Raw genomic sequence first — 17,556 nt, 5'->3', positions numbered from 1 at the left:
CTTTTCTTAAAAGAAATCAGAAACAAGTTAAAAATCTACGGCAAAACCAACGCCCAAAAACTGTTTCCACTGCACTTTGGCGCCAGCTTCATCAAACTCACCTTCTTCGGTTTGCGATGGCACTTGGGTTTTAATATCGTCGTCATATCTAATGTGGGAACCAAAAGTAGCCCTAACAAATTGGTTCACTTTAAAATCGAAATCCAAGCGCCAATCGATATCCACATTTCCGAAGTTATTAACGTAATCGGAATACAAACTCATTTGGTTTTTTAAAACAATATTTTCCACCACTTCCATTTCGTAGCTATTGGTAAGCAAAATACCAACCTCTTTTCTAACGCGCTCTCCCGGAACAATCACATTGCCGTTAACATCCAGAACGGCAGGCGTAACCCCAAATGCACCTGAATTGGCTAAATCTTCATCCAAAACAAAAGTAGCCTTTAAGGTTAATGGCGAAAAATATAACGATACTTTATCCAAATCTTTGCCATACTCCATTCCTCCACCAAAAAACAGGTAACCCGGAGCCATCAATCTGGAAATAGGCTCATCTTTGTTGGGGTATTTATATCCATTGGCTAACTGGGTTCTAAAATTCAATCGGGCTGAATAAAACCAGTGCGAGCCCGTATTTGGGTTATAGCCAAGATTGGAATTAAGTTCAAACAAATCATCGGTTTTTCTCAATTCTTGAGACTCCTGTTTATTGATTCCATAGCGAACAACCACGTTATTTCTCCAAGAAAAAAACAGATCGGAATAATTGGCAGAAGACTCCAACCCTAAAAGTCCGGAAATGGAATTGGTTCCCCCGGAATTCCAATTAACAAAAGCTACCTCACTTAAATCGACCGTAGCTTTATTTTTTTGAACCCATTGCGGGCCAGTATATTTTTCTTCAACTTTTTTAATGAATAGAGAATCGGGTTGCGCATAGACAGAATGAAAAACGAAGCACAGCAATGCTAAAAACGTATATTTCATAATTTGTTGGTTTGTTTTAAAAATTTACATTCTAATCAACAACCATTCCATTTTAGCTAAAATTTGGAATAATTAATAATTAAACTCACCAAACTCCGATTTTATTGTGAGCTTTTTTTCTTTTGAAGCTTCCACCCTACCAATAATTTTTGCGTTAACATTAAAGGATTTTGATATTTCAATAATTTCCTCGGCAATTTCTGGCGTTACGTACAATTCCATTCTGTGCCCGCAATTAAACACTTGGTACATTTCCTTCCAATCGGTTTTTGATTGTTGCTGGATTAATTTGAACAACGGTGGAATAGGAAACATATTATCTTTTACAATATGGAACTGATCTACAAAATGAAGAATCTTGGTTTGCGCACCACCCGAACAGTGCACCATTCCATGAACAGTATCACTATTAAATTTTGAAAGGATTTTTTTGATGATGGGCGCATAAGTACGTGTTGGCGACAGCACCAATTTTCCGGCATCAATCGGAGCGTCTTCTACCGCATCGGTCAATTTCACATTTCCAGAATACACTAAATCTTCAGGCACAGCGGCATCATAACTTTCTGGATATTTCTCGGCCAAATATTTACTGAATACATCGTGGCGCGCAGAGGTTAACCCATTACTGCCCATACCGCCATTGTATTCTTTTTCGTAAGTGGCTTGTCCAAAGCTTTCCAAACCAACAATAACGTCGCCAGCTTTAATGTTGGCATTGTCAATAACATCGCTACGTTTCATTCGGGCGGTAACGGTAGAATCGACAATAATAGTACGCACCAAATCGCCTACATCGGCCGTTTCTCCACCTGTGGAATGAATGGTTACGCCAAAGCTTTTCAATTCTGAAATAAGCTCTTCAGTACCGTTGATGATTGCCGAAATGACTTCACCGGGAATTAAATTTTTGTTCCGCCCAATGGTTGAAGACAGCATAATATTATCGGTAGCCCCCACACAAAGCAAATCGTCGATATTCATAATCAAGGCATCTTGGGCGATACCTTTCCAAACAGAAACATCGCCCGTTTCCTTCCAATACATATAGGCCAAAGATGACTTGGTGCCAGCTCCGTCGGCATGCATAATCAAGCAATAATCGTCATCATTCGATAAATAATCCGGAACGATTTTACAGAATGCTTTAGGAAACAATCCTTTATCAATATTTTTAATTGCACTGTGAACATCTTCTTTTGATGCCGACACGCCGCGTTGGGCGTAACGTTTTGATACCTCTTGACCCATAATGTTGAATTGTGGTGCAAAGGTAGTTTTTTGAATGAAAAAATCCTGCTTTTTTAAGGCAGGATTTTTTAACTATCTAGTAAATAACAGTTCTCTGTATTTAGTGAGCGGCCAAAGCTCATCGTCCACCAAAAGCTCCAATTTATCGCAATGGTAACGAATCTTTTCAAACAAGGCTTTCACCTGATTACAGTACGCCATGGCTCTTTCTTCAATATTTTCAATGGCGTTTGCTTCACGGCGTTCGTCAATCATTTTGGTAACATTGGCATTAATACCTTCAATATGACTTGAAATTTCCTCGATTAACTTTATTTGTTCCTTTGAAACCGAAGTAAAGTTTTTATCGAATATTTCTTTTAAGCCCTTTACGTTCTCTATCAATACATTCTGATACTTCACAGCGGTGGGCACAATATGGTTTCGAGCAATATCGCCCAACACCCTACTTTCAATTTGAACGTGTTTTATGTACGACTCAATCTCGATTTCGTAGCGGGCTTCGGTTTCTATTTTACTCATTACGCCCATTTCTTCAAATAAGGCGATGGTTTGCTTCGATACTTTTGCCTTTAAAGCCTCTGGAGTGGTTTTGTTGTTGCTGAGCCCTCGTTTTTTTGCTTCATCTTCCCATTCTTTTCCGTAACCGTTTCCTTCAAACAAAATGGCTTTTGTCGACTTTATATACTCACGCAACACATTAAAAACAGCTTCGTCCTTTTTCAAGCCTTTTTTATCGATCAGCACATCTACTTCTTCTTTAAAATCCTTTAACTGTTTGGCCACGATGGTGTTTAAAACCGTCATCGGGTCGCCACAATTTGCCGACGAACCTACCGCCCTAAACTCAAATTTATTACCCGTGAATGCAAATGGCGAGGTGCGGTTGCGGTCGGTATTATCCAACAACACATCTGGGATTTTCCCAACTACATTAAGCTTAAGTTCTGTTTTCTCCTTTGGTGACAATTTGCCTTTGGTAACGCCTTCCAATTCTTCCAATACCTTAGTTAATTGGTCGCCAATAAACACCGAAATGATTGCAGGAGGCGCTTCGTTGGCCCCCAATCGATGATCGTTACTAGCCGACGCTACAGCTGCACGCAAAAGTGCTTCGTGCTGGTGCACCGCCTTAATAGTGTTGATAAAAAAGGTTAAAAACTGAAGGTTGCTCATAGGAGTTTTTCCGGGTGCCAATAAATTGATTCCCGTATCGGTAGTCAACGACCAGTTATTGTGCTTCCCCGATCCATTGATGCCCGCAAAGGGCTTTTCGTGCAACAGCACTTTAAAATTATGTCGGGAGGCCACACGCCCCATAATGTCCATTAATAATGAATTATGATCGACGGCCAAATTGGCTTCTTCATAAATAGGCGCCAATTCGAACTGATTGGGTGCCACTTCGTTATGTCTAGTTTTGGCGGGAATGCCCAACAACATGCATTCGTTTTCCAAATCGCGCATAAAATTGAGTGCCCTGCTCGGGATAGACCCAAAATAATGGTCGTCGAGCTGCTGCCCTTTTGCCGACGAGTGCCCCAACAGCGTACGGCCTGTTAAATTAATATCTGGCCGACTGGTAGCCAACATTTTATCGACCAAAAAATACTCCTGCTCCCACCCTAAAGAGGAGGTTACCTTCTTTACGTTTTTATCGAAATATTTGCAAACATCGGTGGCTGCGGCATCAACAGCATGCAAAGCCCTTAAAAGTGGTGTTTTATAATCTAAAGCCTCGCCTGTATAAGCCACAAAAATAGTGGGAATACAAAGGGTTGTTCCGTAAATAAATGCCGGTGAAGTAGGATCCCAAGCCGTATAACCGCGCGCCTCGAACGTGTTACGGATGCCTCCACTAGGGAAGCTTGACGCATCGGGTTCTTGTTGTACTAATTGTCCGCCACCAAACATTTCAATCGCCATTCCATCCCCAGAGGTTTCAAAAAAGGCATCATGCTTTTCGGCCGTTGCTCCGGTTAAAGGCTGAAACCAGTGCGTATAGTGCGTTACCCCTTTTGAAAGCGCCCAGTCTTTCATGGACGAGGCCACTTGATCGGCAATGCCACGATCTATTTTCTTCCCAAAATAGACGGCATCGGTTACCCTTTCAAACGCATCTTTGGTTAAATATTGGCGCATGGTCTGTTCGTTAAACACATTATTCCCGAACAGTTGCGACCTACGTTCTTTCTCTTCAACAACTTGCGGTTTATAGGCGTAAGTCTCTTTTATGGCATGAAATCTTAATGTAGACATTCCTTATTTTTTCTATTAAAAGTTTTGAAAATGAATTGTTAAGCAAAAATAAAACAGCCGAGGGAATTAAACCACAAACACTTCAAATTTATGTTAACAATTTTTCAGTAATCAAACAAAATAATCATCTTTTTTTAAAATAATCCTTAAAAAAATAGGGTATAAATAAAAATAACTCACGCTATTGTTAAAACACCCCCTCAAAATTCATAGTACATTAGAGAAACCATATATTTGTTTCTCGAAAATTATTATTTCATCTAAAAATAAATATTTATTATGGCAAAAATTAAGCTTGAATACATTTGGTTAGACGGATATTTCCCTACCCAAAACATGAGAAGCAAAACAAAAGTAGAAGACCACGAGGATTTTAAGGGTACCCTTGAAGAAATTGGAAACTGGTCTTTTGACGGGTCTTCAACAAGACAGGCTGAGGGAGGTTCTTCTGACTGTATTTTAAAACCTGTTGCTATTTACCCTGATCCAGAGCGTATCAACGGATACTTAGTAATGACAGAAGTTTTAAATCCTGACGGAACACCACACGTTTCTAACGGAAGAGCTACAATTGATGATGAAGATGATGATTTCTGGTTTGGTTTTGAGCAAGAGTATTTCATCATGGATACCAAAACTCAATTGCCTTTAGGTTTCCCTGTTGGTGGCTACCCTGCTCCACAAGGAATGTACTACTGTTCTGTAGGTGGAAAAAACACTCACGGACGTGATTTAGTTGAAGAGCATGCTGATTTATGTATTCAAGCCGGTTTGAACTTCGAAGGTATTAACCAAGAGGTTGCTTGCGGACAATGGGAATTCCAATTATTCGCTAAAGGCGCTCAAAAAGCTGGTGACGAAATTTGGATCGCAAGATATTTACTAGACCGTTTAACTGAAAAGTACGGATACTATATTGAATACCACCCAAAACCACTTGGTAAAGATATGGACTGGAACGGTTCTGGTATGCATGCTAATTTCTCTAACACATTGTTGAGAACTGCAGGAAGCAAAGAAGTTTACGACAAAGTTTGTGAAGCTTTCCGTCCAGTAGTAAAAGAGCACATTGCCGTTTACGGTGAGTTTAACGACCAACGCTTAACTGGTTTACACGAAACAGCTTCAATCAACGATTTCTCTTATGGAGTATCTGACCGTGGCGCTTCAATCCGTATTCCAATTATAACGGTTGAAAAAGGTTATAAAGGATGGTTAGAAGATAGACGTCCAGCTTCAAACGGTGACCCATACAAAATCGCCGCCAGAATTATTAAAACGGTTAAATCTGCAAAAATTTAATTAAAACATTAAAGTTTTGTTCATAAGAAAAGGCTATCTCTTTTGGGTGATAGCCTTTTTTATTTAGCAGTTAATTTGTTTTATAAAAACAAATTACTCAACATGCTTTTCAATTTTCTTGATTACTTTCTTAGTTTGATTAGCGTCATTTAATTTGAGTGCTTCAATTTTAGTCTTCACCTCTTCCTCAGTACCTTCAAATGTTTCGTACTCAACAGACGCTTCTCCATTTTTAGTGGTTGTAGTTGTTACAACGGCCTTAACCGTTCCATCTTCATTCTTATTGATTTTTACTTTTACGTCTTTTACAACTTCAATCTTATCGATTTGTGGATTTTCTGAAGCGTAAGCCGTTAAGGCTCCATCTTCAACCAAGCTCGGCGCAATTACCAAAGCCACCACCGACATTAGTTTCAACAATATATTCAAAGAAGGCCCTGAAGTGTCTTTAAATGGATCACCTACAGTATCGCCTACAACGGCAGCTTTGTGCGCCTCTGTCCCTTTTCTGCCTTGCTCTTCGATGGTTTTTTTAGCATTGTCCCAAGCGCCACCGGCATTCGATTGAAATATCGCCATCAATACCCCACAAGTAGTCACTCCGGCCAATAAACCGCCCAACATTTCTGCTCCACCAATAAAACCAACGGCAACAGGAACGGCAATAGCCAATAACCCTGGCAATACCATTTCCTTAATCGATGCTTGGGTTGAAATGGCCACACATTTATCGTATTCGGCAACACCGTCGGCAGCATCAAATATTTTTCTATCGGCTTCAGAGGCCTTACTCATATCTGAATCGTATTTACGCATTACATCCAAAGCAGCTTTTAACTGCGGAATATCCCTAAATTGACGACGAACCTCTTCAATCATGGCCATCGCCGCACGACCTACCGCATTCATCGATAATGCAGAGAATACAAATGGCAACATACCCCCCACTAACAATCCGGCCATAATATCTGGCTGAGACACATCAATAGATGTTACACCAGCCGTCTCCATAAAGGCCGCAAATAAAGCCAACGCCGTTAAGGCTGCAGAAGCAATAGCAAATCCCTTTCCAATAGCAGCAGTAGTGTTTCCTACAGCATCCAATTTATCGGTACGCTCGCGAACTTCGCTTGGCAACTCAGCCATTTCGGCAATACCACCAGCGTTATCAGAAATAGGTCCATAAGCATCAACCGCCAATTGAATCCCAGTATTCGCCAACATCCCAACTGCTGCGATTGCAATTCCGTACAATCCGGCAAAGTGGTGAGACACCAAAATAGCCGCAGCGATTAAAATGATAGGAATCATGGTTGACATCATTCCAGTTCCTAATCCAGCAATGATATTGGTTGCAGATCCTGTTTCAGACTGTTTTACTATAGAATTTACGGGTTTTGTTCCGGTTCCTGTGTAATATTCAGTTACTTTTCCCACCAAAAGGCCAGCTACCAAACCTGCAATAGTTGCCCAAAACACGCCCATAGCACCGTATTCAACACCTTTAAACGTATAGGTTTCTGGAATAAAAGCGTTAATTACAAAATAAGAAGCCACGACCATTAATCCAGCTGAGCCAAACTCACCAATATTTAAAGCTTTATGTGGTGAACCACCATCTTTTACTTTAACAAAAAAGGTTCCTATAATAGACATAATGATACCAATGGCGGCCAGCACCAATGGCAAATACACTGCTCCAAGTCCGTTAAAACCATCAGTAGCTATGAGCGCTCCCAATACCATAGTACCAATAATAGAACCTACATACGATTCAAATAAATCGGCGCCCATACCGGCCACATCTCCTACGTTATCACCCACGTTATCGGCAATGGTTGCAGGATTTAAAGGATGATCTTCCGGTATTCCAGCTTCAACTTTCCCCACTAAATCGGCCCCCACATCGGCAGCTTTGGTATAAATACCGCCACCAACACGGGCAAACAATGCGATAGACGATGCCCCCAGTGAAAAACCGGAAAGCACATTAAGCACTTCGCTAATGCCCCAGCCCATTTCGCTATAAATCATAAAGAGTCCGCTTAAACCTAGTACGCCCAAACCTACCACGCCCAGCCCCATTACGGCCCCACCTGCAAAAGCAACTTCCAAAGCTTTTCCTAAAGAATTTCTGGCGGCACTGGTCGTTCTCACGTTAGCCTTGGTGGCTACTTTCATGCCTATAAATCCAGCCAAAGCAGAACAAATGGCGCCTACCACAAAGGATACAGCTACCATACCATTCGACCCCACTTCCGAACTTCCTTTAAAAAACAACAAAACGGCCACCGCTATAACAAAAATCGACAATATTTTATACTCTGCCTTTAAAAAAGACATAGCGCCATCGGCAATGTTTTTGGCTATTTTTTTCATTTTTTCGTCCCCCTGGTCTTGTTTAGAAACCCAAGAGCTTTTAATAAATACAAACGCTAGTGCCAATACACCAAACAGCGGTAAAAACTTTACTATTAATTCCATATTCGTTTTGTTGGTTTTAAATTATTTTTTTAATAATGGAGCTAAAAATAGAAAAATATAAGTGATAAAAAAAGCCATCTTAAATTTAAGATGGCTTAATAAAATTCTAATATTTTGAGAATATAATAATCTAGATGGTAAAGGTTCGTTTTTTCTTGTGTTCACTTTCATCGTAACGTTGTACACATTCGTGGTAAATCTTTCTAGCTTCCTCAGCATTTCCCCAGCCACCAACATCAACTTTCTTTTCTTCCAAATCTTTGTAAACTTGGAAAAAATGCTCGATTTCCTTTAAACGGTGGGGGTTCAAATCAGATATATCACTACGGTGGCTCCAAACCGGATCGGAAACGGGCACACAGATTATTTTTTCATCCGGCCCTTTTTCATCTGTCATATGGAACACACCTATTGGGCGCACTTCCATAACCACCATAGGATAAGATGGCTCGGTTGACAATACCAAAACATCCAATGGATCTTGATCTAAAGCCAAAGTTTCAGGAATAAATCCGTAATCGCCAGGGTACATCATCGATGAAAACAAGGTTCTATCGAAACGGATTTTGTGCAATGTAAAATCGTATTCGTACTTATTTCTACTTCCTTTAGGGATTTCAATCAAGACATCAAATGTCAGTTTATCTTTCTTTGCCATATTTTGTTTCTGTTTTGGGTTGCAAATGTAAAGAACGCACAATCTTAAAACAACAAAAAGCAATGCGTTTTGTCCGTTTTTTCAATAATATAACATGGATTTAACCAAAAGGAACATTTTTCCCTTGCGTGAACGAATATTTTATATCTTGTGAGGGACTAATTCAAATAATTATATGATGATACGATTACTATTCTCGGTACTTGTAACAGTTTACTTTACCTCTATTTTAAATGCACAGAACCAAACTTGGCAGGGTAAATTTGAACCTATAGACCGCCTAATTGCCCCACCAAACACCTACAGAACCGCTAGTGGAGCACCTGGAAAAGCCTATTGGCAGCAACGCGCCGATTACCATATTAAGGTAACACTCAATGAAACAAACAACACCATTTCGGGCGAGGAAACCATTACTTACTACAACAATTCGCCTGACGATTTAAGTTATGTCTGGGTTCAGTTGGAGCAAAACGTCAATAAAAAAGGGAACGAAGATTTTGGCACCATAAACAACAACATCGAGGACGGTATGAGCACTCGAAAAATGCAGTTTCTTACCCGAGCCATTGATTTTCCTGCAGGCTACTCCATTAAACATGTAAAAGATGGAGATGGAAAACCGCTAAAGACCTTGGTAAATAATACCATGATGAAGGTAAAACTGAACAAAACACTCAAATCGGGTGTATCAACGCAACTTTCCATTTCTTGGTCTTACCACATCACCGACCGCAGTTTGTTTTTATTGTCTCGCGAGGGTTACGAATATTTTCCGGGAGACGACAACACCGCTTATCTTATAGCTCACTGGTTCCCAAGAATGGCGGTTTATAACGATACCGAAGGCTGGCAAAACCAACAATTCCAGAAATTGGGCGAATTTGCTCTGGAATTTGGCAATTACGAAGTTGAAATCACCGTGCCCGAAGACCATATTGTAGCCTCAACGGGCAAACTTATAAATAGCGAAGATGTACTTACGAAAACGCAACTTAAACGCTTAAAATCTGCAGAAAAGTCGTTTGATAAACCCATAATGATTATAACCGAAGAAGAGGCCATCACAAATGAAAAGCAAAAATCGACCAAACAGAAAACGTGGAAATTTAAGGCCGAAAACGTTCGCGATTTTGCGTTTGCCTCATCCCGAAAATTCCTGTGGGATGCCCAAGCTATAAAACTGCCCACCAACACGGCAATGGCGATGTCGTTTTACCCCAAGGAAGGCTTGCCCGTTTGGCAGGAAGAATCGACCAAAGCCATAGCCCACGCTTTGGAAGTGTACTCTGAAGCCACTTTCGATTACCCTTACCCCGTTTGTATTTCGGTGAACACCTCAAACGTTGGAATCGAATTCCCGATGATTAGTTTTAACGGCGGAAGGCCCGTTAATGGAAAAATTAGCCATACGGCAAAACAGCGTATGGTTAGCACCATTATCCACGAAGTAGGCCATAATTGGTTCCCGATGATCGTGAGTTCAGACGAGCGTAAATGGATGTGGATGGACGAAGGCCTCAACACCTTTTTGCACCACCGAACACTCGCCGAGCGCTACCCCAGCTTCAACAGTTTTACCCCAAAAACCATCATCCCCTTTATGAGCGGCGACAAAAGTATTTTACGCCCCGTTATGACCACTTCAGACAATGAGTTGTTCAATCAATTCGGCATGAACTTTTATGTAAAGCCCACCGTTGGGCTGCAAATGCTCCGAAATTCCATTATTGGAAAAGAACTATTTGATGAAGCTTTTAAAGAATACGCCAACCGTTGGAAATACAAACATCCCAATCCGGCCGATTTGTTCAGAACCTTGGAAGACGCCACCGCCACCGATTTAGACTGGTTTTTTAGAGGATGGTTTTTTACCACCGACCACGTTGATTTGGAATTAAGCAACGTAAAATGGTTTAAGGTTTTTGAAGAAGACTCAAATATTGAAGACCAAAAAGGCACTTCGAAAAGCAAAATTGCAACTACCGAAAAAAGCAGTGAAACCATTACCGATGATTTTTCAAATGGCCCGGAAATGATTACCATTAACGACACCCCGGACAAAGATTACGGTCAGTTTTTATCAAGATTGGACGATGATGCCGTAAGAAAGGAACTTTTAGGCAAAAATATTTATGAGCTCACCATTAAAAATATTGGCGGTTTGGTTATGCCCGTAACCATTGAATGGGTTTTCACCGATGGTACTACCGAAATAGAAACCCTACCAGCACAGGTTTGGCGCAGAAATGAATATGAAATCACACCAACCTTTGTAAAAACCAAAGCAGTCGCTAAAATTAATTTAGACCCGAATTTTGAATTTGCAGATACCAATACTGCTAATAACAGCTTTCCAAAAACGGAAACAAAATCAGATTTCGATACTTTTAAAAACAAGAAAAAAGAATAATTCTTAAAAGAAGCAGCATAAAAAAAAGGATAGATTAATTAATCTATCCTTTCTATTTTGGCACCAATGGCACGCAGACGTTCGTCTATGTTTTCGTAACCACGGTCTATCTGTTCTATATTTTGAATGGTTGATGTACCTTTTGCTGAAAGCGCGGCAATCAATAACGATACCCCTGCTCGAATATCGGGAGAGGTCATGGTAGTCGCTTTTAACGTTGATTTGAAATCGTGACCAATCACTGTAGCTCGATGCGGGTCGCAAAGAATAATTTTTGCCCCCATGTCGATTAATTTATCCACAAAGAACAATCGGCTTTCAAACATTTTTTGGTGTACCAACACACTGCCTCGTGCCTGTGTGGCCACCACCAAAATAATACTCAACAAGTCTGGTGTAAATCCGGGCCAAGGTGCATCGGCAATGGTTAAAATAGACCCGTCGATAAAGCTTTGTATTTCGTAACCGTCGGTATGTGCTGGAATATAAATATCGTCGCCTTTTCGTTCAACGGTAATCCCTAATTTTCTGAACGTTTCAGGAATAATCCCTAAATCTTTCCACGATACATTGGTGATGGTCAGTTCGCTTTTTGTCATTGCCGCCAAACCAATCCAACTTCCAATTTCAATCATATCGGGCAACATAGTGTGCTCGGTACCTCCCAAACTCTCCACACCGTCAATAATCAACATATTTGACCCTACCCCACTAATCTTCGCCCCCATTCTATTAAGCATTTTACACAATTGCTGTAAATAAGGTTCGCAGGCGGCATTGTAAATGGTGGTTTGCCCTTCGGCCAAAACAGCGGCCATTAAAATATTGGCCGTTCCGGTAACCGAAGCTTCCTCAAGGAGCATGTAAGTCCCTTTTAATTTCTTGGCTTCAACACCGTAGAATTGTTCTTCACGACTGTAACCAAATTTGGCTCCTAATTTTATCAACCCTTCAAAGTGGGTATCCAATCGGCGGCGACCAATTTTATCGCCTCCAGGTTTTGGAATATAGCCTTTTCCGAATCGTGCCAATAAAGGCCCCACAATCATAATGGAACCTCGCAAACCACGACCATCAATTTTAAACTGATCGGATTCTAAATATTTTAGGTTCACTTCATCGGCTTGAAAAGAGTATGAGCCTTTTTGAAGTTTTTCAATTTTCACCCCCAGTTTGCGCAACAAATCGATGAGCTTGTTAACATCAACAATATCGGGAATGTTATTTATGGTAATTTTTTCTGGACTAAGCAGTACAGCACATAATATTTGGAGGGCTTCGTTTTTGGCACCTTGTGGCTGAATGCTTCCTTTTAATTGATGCCCGCCTTCAATTTTAAATACTCCCATATCGATTAGTAGCGCTTACGTTGACGATTGCTTCCTTTTTTGTGATGGCCCTTTTTTCCGCCCGAGTATTTGCTCTTGGAACGCATTAAACTCGAAGCATCGGATAAGTCTTCTTCTGAATTTTTCAGATTGATTTTTCCTCCGGAAAGCTCAAATAAATGATCGTAAATTACATCGTCTTCAACCGTGTCTTTGTTCCAATTTAAGAAACACTTTTTCATGTGGTTGGCAATGGTATAGATCAACGCTTCTTTTAAATCGCCATCGTCCCAAGTATTGGCCACATCAATCATGATTTTGATATTGTTTCCGTAAAAACGGTATTTAGGATGGTTTTGTGGATATTTTAAGGGCTCTGGGCGCTCTTCAAAAAGTTCTTTCGTCGGCTTTTCGTATGGTGAATCGACATCCAACTCGAAATTGGACATGATAAACAACTGGTCCCAAAGTTTATGCTGAAAATCGGGCACGTCCCTTAAATGGGGCTGCATATTGCCCATAACCGAAATAATGGCTTTAGCCACTTTATTCCGCTCTTCTTTGCTTTCAACGTTTTTGGCGAAGTTGATCATTTTCTGCATGTGGCGTCCGTACTCGGGAATGATCAAATGCTCGCGCTCTGTATTGTATTCTAAATTATCGATCAAAATTAAAATGTGTAGAAATTAATGGTTTGCATGTAGTTATTGTGCCTGTGCAAAATACAAAAAAATATTAAGAGCCTGTTTAGGAATTTATCAATTATTCTTTTACGTTTCTTTTTGTGCGTTATTTCGTTAAAATTTTGAACAGTAGCGATGCTATGCTTAAAAATTTTGACTCATACCGCACCAAAAATAATCTATAAAATATTTAATCATAAATTCCTAAACAGACTCTAAAGGCTAATGACACCTTCCACTTTTTCTGCAACCTCTTTGTACTTTTCAATTACGGCATCGGGGTTTTTCATCCTAACGTTTACTGAAACGCTGGTGTACTTGCCGTTTTTAGATTCGGTGGTATTAATCACGGCCCCCAAATTATCGAAAAGATCTTCAATTTTTTTTATTTTTGCCTTATCGGAAATCACTATAAATTTATAAAGATATTCCGAGGGCCACAGTGCGGTATCCTGCAACTGGGTTTTTAATTTTTTATAAAATTCTTCTGGATTTGGAGCTGTTCCCATGGCTTTGTTTTAGACGGCAAATATACGTTTTCCTTTCTATTTTTTTTATAATTGTTAAATTCCGATTTTTACAGCAAATAAAGCCACATTGAACACAAAAAAAATTGTTATTACCGGCGGGCCGGGAACGGGCAAATCGACCTTAATCAATAATTTGATAAGTAAAGGGCATAAGTGTATGGAAGAAATTTCGAGACAGATTACGCTCGACGCCAAAAAAAAGGGCATTGACCAGTTGTTTTTAACCGAGCCCCTGCTGTTTAGCGAATTGCTTTTAAAAGGACGGCAAAAACAATTCATAGATTCTGAAATATATGAAAACGAAACCGTTTTTTTTGATCGGGGCATCCCAGATGTGCTCGCGTATATGGATTATATTGGCGACACTTACCCCAAAACTTTTGTTGAAGCATGCGAAAATGCCAAATACCACCAAATTTTTATTTTGAAACCTTGGCGGGAAATTTACACCAGCGACAACGAGCGCTATGAAAGTTTTGAGCAAGCATTGGAAATACACAACCATTTGATGAACGCATACAATAGGTTTGGCTACCGCTTGATTGATGTGCCTTTCGACACGGTAGACAACCGAACCCAATTTATTTTAAACGCTGTACAAAAATAATATGGAGCACCCCATTAACATATTGGAACGTTATTGGAACTTCACGTCGTTTAGGCCACAACAGGAAGACATCATCAACGCCGTATTACAAGGAGAAGACACCTTTGTATTGATGCCAACGGGCGGCGGAAAATCGTTGTGTTTTCAAATTCCGGCATTAGCAAAACCCGGTATCTGTATTGTTATCTCGCCTCTGATTGCATTAATGAAAGACCAAGTGCAAGCGCTAAAAGATAAAGGCATAAAGGCCATGGCAATAACTAGCGGCATATCGTACACCCAGCTCGATACACTTTTGGATAATTGCATTTACGGCAAGTATAAATTCCTTTACTTGTCGCCCGAGCGTTTGCAACAAGAATTGGTGCAGGACAGAATTAGGCAAATGAATGTGAATTTAATCGCGGTTGATGAAGCCCACTGCATTTCGCAATGGGGCAGCGATTTCAGGCCAGCTTATAAAAATATTGCCTTATTGCGGCAATTATGCCCAAGCGCCAATGTGGTTGCGCTTACTGCTTCGGCACGTCCTGAAGTAGTAGAAGATATTGTTAAAGAGCTCGATTTTATCAATCCTAAAATATTCAAAACATCTTTTGCAAGACCCAATTTAGGATATATGGTGCTTAATGAAAACGACAAACATTACAGACTGGAATCTATTTTAAAAAAATACAAAGCTCCTTCAATTGTTTATGTAAGAAACCGAAAACTCACCATTGAGCTAAGCGACTTTTTAAAATCGAAAAACATTACAGCTACTAGTTACCATGGCGGACTTTCGAATATTGAAAAAGAAACCAACATGAATTCTTGGCTGCATGAACAAAACCAAGTAATGGTGGCTACCAATGCATTCGGTATGGGGATTGATAAACCCAATGTAAAAACGGTTATCCATTTTAATTTGCCCGAAAGTTTAGAGAGTTATTTTCAGGAAGCGGGGCGCGCCGGTCGAAAAGGAGAAAAAGCCTTTGCTGTTATCTTAAAAAACGAAAGCGACAAAAGTTTGGTAAAAAACCAATTTCTGAACGTGCTGCCCAACGTCGATTTTGTAAAGCAAGTGTACCGAAAACTGTGCTCCTATTTTCAAATTTCGTATGGTGAAGGCGAATACCAAACTTTCGACTTCGATTTCAACACTTTTTGCAAAACCTATAATTTCAATACGCTTTTATGCTATAATGCGCTGCTTGTTTTAGACCGAAACAGTATTATTTCACTAACTAGGCAATTTCAAAATAAAACAACGGTTCAGTTTATCACTTCCAACCAATCCCTGTTCAGGTATTTGGAAACGCACCAAAATCTGGACATCGTTGTAAAATCTATTTTACGCCTTTACGGCGGAATTTTCGATCATCCTACAAAAATAGATTTAAGCAAAGTTTCAGAAAAAGCTTCAGCAAGCCAAGCTTCAATAATAAAAGTTTTAACGCAGTTGGAGCGCGACGAAATCATCATGCTGAACCTTGCCAAAACCGATGCGCAAATTACGTTTATCGAACCTCGCGAAGACGACAAAACCATTAATCGCATTGCCAAGATTATCAAACAGCAAAACCAACTGAAACAGAATCAAGTTGAAGCGATGATTGATTATATTGAAAACAATTCGGTTTGCAAAAGCGAACAACTCTTGGCTTATTTCGGAGAAACCGACACAAAACCCTGCGGTATTTGTTCGGTCTGCACTAAGCCCAGCAAAGCTAAAAAACCGCAAGATCTAAATGCTTTGAAGAAAAAACTTGTCGGCATCCTTGAAAACGGCGAACAATCATCAAGAACTCTTGCCGAAAAATTAGACTGTACAGAAACTGAATTAAAAACTGTTTTAAAACTATTATTAGAACATCAAATTATTAACATAACACCAACTAACACCTATAAATTAAGTCATTTATAAAAGAACCCACTTAACCGAAACATACAAAGAAGGAAAAAAAACAGATGAAAGATTTAAGAATCGTATTTATGGGCACTCCAGATTTTGCGGTGGCCACTCTAAAAACACTCGTTGAAAACCATTATAACATTGTGGGCGTAATTACCGCACCCGATAAACCAGCAGGCCGCGGCCGAAAACTCAACGAAAGTGCCGTAAAAAAATATGCCGTTTCCAAAAATTTAAAAGCTCTTCAGCCAACCAATTTAAAAAGTGAAGATTTTTTAAGCGAATTGAAAGCCTTAAACGCCAACCTTCAAATTGTGGTAGCCTTTAGGATGTTGCCTAAAGTGGTTTGGCAAATGCCGGAATACGGCACCTTTAACTTGCATGCCTCGTTATTACCCAACTACCGAGGGGCTGCTCCCATTAACTGGGCCATCATCAACGGAGAAACCCAAACTGGCGTTTCCACATTTTTTATTGATGAAAAAATCGATACCGGTGATATGATTCTTCAGGAAAAAATTAATATCCAACCGAACGAAAATGCCGGTAGCCTGCATGACAAACTGATGGATGTTGGAAGCCAACTAGTACTAAAAACAGTTTCACTGATTGAAAAGGGTGATGTTGAAACGATTCCCCAAAAAGAATCTGAAGATATTAAAACCGCATACAAACTCAATAAAGACAATTGTAAAATAGATTGGCAGCAATCTGTTGATGCCATTCACAACCATATTCGCGGATTGAGCCCCTACCCTGCGGCTTGGTGCGTTATGCAAAATGGAAACGAGGATTACGACATAAAAATTTACAGTGCCGAAAAAGAAATTGCTAGCCACAATTTAGAAATTGGTACTATTATTCACAGTAAAAAAGAATTAAAAGTATCTGTTTCAAAAGGTTATATTATTATAAAGGATTTGAAACTTCCTGGAAAGCGAAACATGGACGTGAGATCCTTCCTAAACGGCTTTACTTTTGAGGAAAATGCCAAAATGCTGTAAACCCTTATTATTACTGACATTTTAAAAAAACCGATGAAATACCTTTCATTTATCAACAAATGCTTCAAGTTATCAACAAAACAGTGTTTTTCCCTTGCTATTACTTGCATGGTTGCATAATCCGTATAAATTTGTAGAGGATTTAACTAGAAG

The 17,556-nt window shown here is 39.8% G+C and carries 13 protein-coding genes; 5 read left to right on the top strand and 8 right to left on the bottom strand.

Annotation, left to right across the window (positions count from 1 at the left end; translation table 11 throughout):
• Window positions 1–27: 27 nt before the first annotated feature.
• The 3 genes from ABI125_06285 to ABI125_06275 form a co-directional block, all read right to left on the bottom strand.
• The gene (locus ABI125_06285) at window positions 28–990 is read right to left on the bottom strand and encodes a DUF3078 domain-containing protein (protein XCF07461.1); all 963 of its coding nucleotides are present in this window, start codon (window positions 988–990) and stop codon (window positions 28–30) included.
• A gap of 72 nt (window positions 991–1,062) precedes the next feature.
• Window positions 1,063–2,241, bottom strand: coding sequence for an AIR synthase related protein (locus ABI125_06280; protein ID XCF07460.1), 1,179 nt, complete (start codon window positions 2,239–2,241; stop codon window positions 1,063–1,065).
• A 72-nt stretch (window positions 2,242–2,313) separates the two neighbouring features.
• On the bottom strand, window positions 2,314–4,500 hold the full coding sequence (locus tag ABI125_06275) for a glutamine synthetase III (GenBank protein ID XCF07459.1): 2,187 nt from the start codon (window positions 4,498–4,500) through the stop codon (window positions 2,314–2,316).
• Window positions 4,501–4,779: 279 nt separating this feature from the next.
• On the opposite strand from ABI125_06275, the gene ABI125_06270 reads away from it, so the two are divergent.
• Complete coding sequence (locus tag ABI125_06270; GenBank protein XCF07458.1) at window positions 4,780–5,802, top strand: glutamine synthetase beta-grasp domain-containing protein; 1,023 nt, start codon at window positions 4,780–4,782, stop codon at window positions 5,800–5,802.
• 93 nt (window positions 5,803–5,895) lie between these two features.
• Here ABI125_06270 and ABI125_06265 read toward each other — a convergent pair whose 3' ends face one another.
• On the bottom strand, window positions 5,896–8,286 hold the full coding sequence (locus ABI125_06265; protein ID XCF07457.1) for a sodium-translocating pyrophosphatase: 2,391 nt from the start codon (window positions 8,284–8,286) through the stop codon (window positions 5,896–5,898).
• A gap of 130 nt (window positions 8,287–8,416) precedes the next feature.
• Entirely contained in the window at window positions 8,417–8,944 is a 528-nt protein-coding gene (locus ABI125_06260; GenBank protein XCF07456.1) for an inorganic diphosphatase, read from the bottom strand.
• A 175-nt stretch (window positions 8,945–9,119) separates the two neighbouring features.
• Here ABI125_06260 and ABI125_06255 point away from each other — a divergent pair, with 175 nt between their 5' ends.
• Window positions 9,120–11,357 carry a M1 family metallopeptidase gene (locus ABI125_06255; protein XCF07455.1) on the top strand — a complete coding sequence of 746 codons (2,238 nt, stop codon included), beginning with the start codon at window positions 9,120–9,122 and terminating at the stop codon, window positions 11,355–11,357.
• A gap of 38 nt (window positions 11,358–11,395) precedes the next feature.
• Here the strand turns inward: ABI125_06255 and murA are convergent, their stop codons facing one another.
• The 3 genes from murA to ABI125_06240 form a co-directional block, all read right to left on the bottom strand.
• The gene (gene murA, locus ABI125_06250) at window positions 11,396–12,706 is read right to left on the bottom strand and encodes a UDP-N-acetylglucosamine 1-carboxyvinyltransferase (GenBank protein XCF07454.1); all 1,311 of its coding nucleotides are present in this window, start codon (window positions 12,704–12,706) and stop codon (window positions 11,396–11,398) included.
• Window positions 12,707–12,711: 5 nt separating this feature from the next.
• Window positions 12,712–13,353 carry a DUF4290 domain-containing protein gene (locus ABI125_06245; GenBank protein XCF07453.1) on the bottom strand — a complete coding sequence of 214 codons (642 nt, stop codon included), beginning with the start codon at window positions 13,351–13,353 and terminating at the stop codon, window positions 12,712–12,714.
• A 230-nt stretch (window positions 13,354–13,583) separates the two neighbouring features.
• Window positions 13,584–13,877: a DUF493 family protein gene (locus tag ABI125_06240; GenBank protein XCF07452.1), complete on the bottom strand. Its 294-nt coding sequence runs from the start codon at window positions 13,875–13,877 to the stop codon at window positions 13,584–13,586.
• Window positions 13,878–13,965: 88 nt separating this feature from the next.
• On the opposite strand from ABI125_06240, the gene ABI125_06235 reads away from it, so the two are divergent.
• The 3 genes from ABI125_06235 to fmt are packed head-to-tail and all read left to right on the top strand — an operon-like array spanning window position 13,966 to window position 17,403.
• Window positions 13,966–14,505 carry an ATP-binding protein gene (locus ABI125_06235; GenBank protein XCF07451.1) on the top strand — a complete coding sequence of 180 codons (540 nt, stop codon included), beginning with the start codon at window positions 13,966–13,968 and terminating at the stop codon, window positions 14,503–14,505.
• Between the two features lies 1 nt (window position 14,506).
• A complete protein-coding gene (locus ABI125_06230) occupies window positions 14,507–16,411 on the top strand; it encodes a RecQ family ATP-dependent DNA helicase (GenBank protein ID XCF07450.1) in 1,905 nt (634 codons plus the stop codon).
• 44 nt (window positions 16,412–16,455) lie between these two features.
• Window positions 16,456–17,403 carry a methionyl-tRNA formyltransferase gene (fmt, locus tag ABI125_06225; GenBank protein XCF07449.1) on the top strand — a complete coding sequence of 316 codons (948 nt, stop codon included), beginning with the start codon at window positions 16,456–16,458 and terminating at the stop codon, window positions 17,401–17,403.
• Window positions 17,404–17,556 lie beyond the last annotated feature (153 nt).

The organism is Tamlana crocina (assembly GCA_040429635.1).
GTDB classification, from domain to species: Bacteria; Bacteroidota; Bacteroidia; order Flavobacteriales; family Flavobacteriaceae; genus Flavisericum; species Flavisericum crocinum.
This window is presented reverse-complemented; position numbering and strand designations above follow the sequence as displayed.

Excerpts from the sequence above, each read along its gene's own strand:
- ABI125_06285 (XCF07461.1), bottom strand. The coding sequence starts at position 990 with ATGAAATATACGTTTTTAGCATTGCTGTGCTTCGTTTTTCATTCTGTC.
- ABI125_06280 (XCF07460.1), bottom strand. The coding sequence starts at position 2,241 with ATGGGTCAAGAGGTATCAAAACGTTACGCCCAACGCGGCGTGTCGGCA.
- ABI125_06275 (XCF07459.1), bottom strand. The coding sequence starts at position 4,500 with ATGTCTACATTAAGATTTCATGCCATAAAAGAGACTTACGCCTATAAA.
- ABI125_06270 (XCF07458.1), top strand. The coding sequence starts at position 4,780 with ATGGCAAAAATTAAGCTTGAATACATTTGGTTAGACGGATATTTCCCT.
- ABI125_06265 (XCF07457.1), bottom strand. The coding sequence starts at position 8,286 with ATGGAATTAATAGTAAAGTTTTTACCGCTGTTTGGTGTATTGGCACTA.
- ABI125_06260 (XCF07456.1), bottom strand. The coding sequence starts at position 8,944 with ATGGCAAAGAAAGATAAACTGACATTTGATGTCTTGATTGAAATCCCT.
- ABI125_06255 (XCF07455.1), top strand. The coding sequence starts at position 9,120 with ATGATGATACGATTACTATTCTCGGTACTTGTAACAGTTTACTTTACC.
- murA (XCF07454.1), bottom strand. The coding sequence starts at position 12,706 with ATGGGAGTATTTAAAATTGAAGGCGGGCATCAATTAAAAGGAAGCATT.
- ABI125_06240 (XCF07452.1), bottom strand. The coding sequence starts at position 13,877 with ATGGGAACAGCTCCAAATCCAGAAGAATTTTATAAAAAATTAAAAACC.
- ABI125_06230 (XCF07450.1), top strand. The coding sequence starts at position 14,507 with ATGGAGCACCCCATTAACATATTGGAACGTTATTGGAACTTCACGTCG.
- fmt (XCF07449.1), top strand. The coding sequence starts at position 16,456 with ATGAAAGATTTAAGAATCGTATTTATGGGCACTCCAGATTTTGCGGTG.